The 3154-nt window shown below is 56.2% G+C and carries 2 protein-coding genes and 1 rRNA gene; 2 read left to right on the plus strand and 1 reads right to left on the minus strand.

Translation table 11 applies throughout. The features are described 5' to 3' along the window. Nucleotides 1-306 precede the first annotated feature (306 nt). A complete protein-coding gene (locus GTP90_RS35195) occupies nt 307-1671 on the plus strand; it encodes a sodium-dependent transporter (RefSeq protein WP_161087857.1) in 1365 nt (454 codons plus the stop codon). A gap of 83 nt (nt 1672-1754) precedes the next feature. Then, nucleotides 1755-2966 (plus strand): sensor histidine kinase, encoded by a 1212-nt coding sequence (locus GTP90_RS35200; protein WP_161087858.1) that lies wholly within the window; start codon nt 1755-1757, stop codon nt 2964-2966. Nucleotides 2967-3035: 69 nt separating this feature from the next. Here GTP90_RS35200 and rrf read toward each other — a convergent pair. Then, a 5S ribosomal RNA gene (gene rrf / locus GTP90_RS35205) occupies nt 3036-3148 on the minus strand. Between the last annotated feature and the right edge of the window lie 6 nt (nt 3149-3154).

The following is a 3154-nucleotide window of genomic DNA, read 5'->3' on the forward strand; positions in this document are numbered from 1 at the left end:
TTTTAAGTATCAGCAGAACTAGTCTGCTGTGCACTTTCATCAAACGTCCACACTTATCGACTGTTAATTTTTAAAGAACTTTATTCGGTACTGCTTGCTGAAGAAGCGTTGTGTCCGTCAGCGAAGAAGAAAGAGTATGAAGCGTTTAGTTCGTTTCGTCAACCCCTTCTTTTTTCTCGTTTCACTCAGCAACATGTGCTGTGTTCTGCGAGGGGGCGAACTATAGCAAAGGTAGCGTGATATCCGCAAGGCCTTTTTTCGAGCTGCTACAATCCCGCCCTTTAGAATATGGCAGGAATGCACGCAATGACCCACAACACCATCAAGCGCGGCGGCTTCAGCTCCAGCTTCGGCGTCCTCGCAGCGACGCTCGGCTCGGCCGTAGGACTCGGCAACATATGGAAATTTCCTTATCTGACTGGCGCCAATGGCGGCGCGGGCTTCCTGCTGATCTACCTGCTTGCGACTTTGGTCATCGGCCTGCCAGTGATGATCGCGGAGATCGCCATGGGCCGCGCGGCCAAAGCCAACCCGATCACTGCGCTGCAACAGCTCAGTCCTAAAAAGGGAATGCCCTGGTGGCTGGTGGGCGTGGCCGGCATGGCGGCAGCCTTTCTGATCCTGTCTTTCTATTCCGAGGTGGTAGCCTGGGTTTTCGCCTATGTGTTCAAGGCCATTGGCGGTTCCATCCTGAGTAGCGACCGCCACGTCACAGAAGGCGCGTTCGCAACACTGATCGCCGATCCGATGCCGTCGCTGCTGTGGCAGTGGGGAGTGCTCGCCTTCATCGGCGGCATCCTGCTGATGGGCGTGACCAAAGGCATCGAAGGCATCGCCAAGAAACTGATGCCGATACTGTTCCTGTTGTTGCTGCTGCTGTGCGCGGTCAGCCTGTCGCTGGACAAGGCAAGCGACGGTTTAGCCTTTCTGTTTCGTCCTGACTTCAGCAAGATCACAGCCGGCGTCATACTCGCCGCGATGGGCCTGGCGTTCTTCAAGCTGTCCCTGGGCATGGGTACGATGATGACCTATGGCTCCTACTTCCGCGACGATCAAAATATTCCGCAGACCACGCTGCGCGTCATGGCCGCCGACCTGTGCGTCTCCATGCTGGCTGGCATCGCGATTTTCCCAGCAGTGTTCACCTTCGGCTTTCAACCAGCGGCTGGCCCGGCGCTGGTGTTCATCACCATCCCCGCCGTGTTCTCGCAAATCCCCGGGGGCCAACTGTTGATGATCGCCTTCTTTGTGCTTGCCTCCGTGGCAGCCACCGGCGCGATGTTGTCATTGATGGAAGTGCCTGTCGTGATCCTGCATGAGCGCCTGGGCCTCAGCCGCGCGAAGGCCACACTGTTGACCATCGCCCTCCTGATGCTGCTGGGCTCCAGCTGCGCATTGACCAACAGCGTGCTGGCTGATTTCAAACTGTTCGGCATGAACATGTTCGACCTGTTTGATTTCGTCTCGTCCAACGTATTGTTGCCATTGGGTGGGATCTTGCTAGCGCTCTTTGTTGGCTGGGTGTGGGGCGCGGATAGGTTCAGTCAGGCGCTGTCGAATCAGGGAAAAATAAGCAACCAGGCCATGACTCGCGTCGTATTCTTCCTGCTGCGCTATGTCTCGCCCGTACTGATCCTTCTGGTGATGCTGAAGGGACTAAATTTACTGTAGACGCAACGGTCCCGCTCTTTTTTCACCGTCACCTGAACAGTATGCCTATACTATCTTGATCGTGAATACCCGCAGGCTGCGTGATGAACCAGAGCGAGATCCCAGTAATTCCGATGCCGACGATACTCATCGTCGACGACTCTCTTTCCTATCTGTCGGCCCTGCTGGATCGGCTTGAGCGGCACGGGTTCATGATCGTGCTGGCGCAAACTGCCGCTGAAGGCTTGATGCGCGCGGAGTTCGCCGAGCCGGACTTGATTCTGCTCGATGTGGTCATGCCTGGTATCGACGGCTTCGAAGCCTGTCGGCGCCTCAAGGCCTGCAAGGCCACCAAAGATATCCCGGTCATCTTCATGACCGGCCTGACCGACCCCAAGCAAAAAGTCACTGGCTTCGATGCCGGCGGTGTGGACTACATCACCAAACCGTTCCAGATCGAAGAAGTACTTGCGCGCATCAATACCCATCTGGCGCTGCGCAGGGCCAATCGCGAATTGCAGGACATGATCATCACCCTGGACAAGGCGCGTGAAGACCTGGTCCGCAACCAGCGGCTTGCTGGGCTAGGCGCGATGGTGGCCGGCATTGCGCATGAATTGAATACGCCGATCGGGAATAGCCTGATGGCTTCCACCACGTTCGAAATGCAGACCGACGAGATCACCAGACACTTGACGGCGGAAGGCGGCATTACGCGCAAGGAGTTTGAGCACTACATCAAGAATGCACAGCTGTCGGTGGACATCCTTGGCCGCAATTTACATCGCGCGGCCGAAATCGTCACCAATTTCAAACAGGTGGCGGTTGACCAGACCAGCTCTCAACGCCGCAGTTTTTTGTTGGCGGAGGTGGTGGCCGGCAACGTGCTGACGCTGCAGCCGACGATCAAGCGCACGCCATACGTAATCCAGCAGCGAATACCGCCAGACCTGATGATGGAAAGTTATCCTGGACCGATTGGACAGGTGATCACCAACCTGATCAACAACGCCATCCTGCATGGTTACGAAGATCGCAACGAAGGACTGATCGACATTTCGGCCAGCTTATCCGGCCAGGGCTTGGTGACGCTATCGGTGGAAGATCATGGCGCAGGCATTCAGAAGGAATATCTGCCGCGCATCTTCGATCCCTTCTTCACCACCAAGATGGGCGTTGGCGGCTCGGGCTTGGGCCTGAATATCGTCCACAATATTGTCACCGAGATTCTCGGTGGCGCCATTGCCGTCGTCAGCGAGCCCGGAGGCGGCACCCGATTTACGCTGACGCTGCCAATGCTGGCGCCGACCCGCTAGGCTGCGTCTCGGTTTGACAGACGAAAAAAAGCCCACCAAGATCACTTGGTGGGCTTTTTAGTATAACTAGCCTGACGATAACCTACTTTCACACTGGTTGCAGCACTATCATCGGCGCAGAGTTGTTTCACGGTCCTGTTCGGGATGGGAAGGGGTGGGACCAACTTGCTATGGTCATCAGGCATTGA

The sequence above is a fragment of the Duganella vulcania genome (assembly GCF_009857655.1).
GTDB lineage: Bacteria > Pseudomonadota > Gammaproteobacteria > Burkholderiales > Burkholderiaceae_D > Rugamonas > Rugamonas vulcania.

Bases quoted from the DNA above. Each gene is read 5' to 3' on its own strand.
- GTP90_RS35195 (WP_161087857.1), top strand. From the start codon at position 307: ATGACCCACAACACCATCAAGCGCGGCGGCTTCAGCTCCAGCTTCGGC.
- GTP90_RS35200 (WP_161087858.1), top strand. From the start codon at position 1,755: ATGAACCAGAGCGAGATCCCAGTAATTCCGATGCCGACGATACTCATC.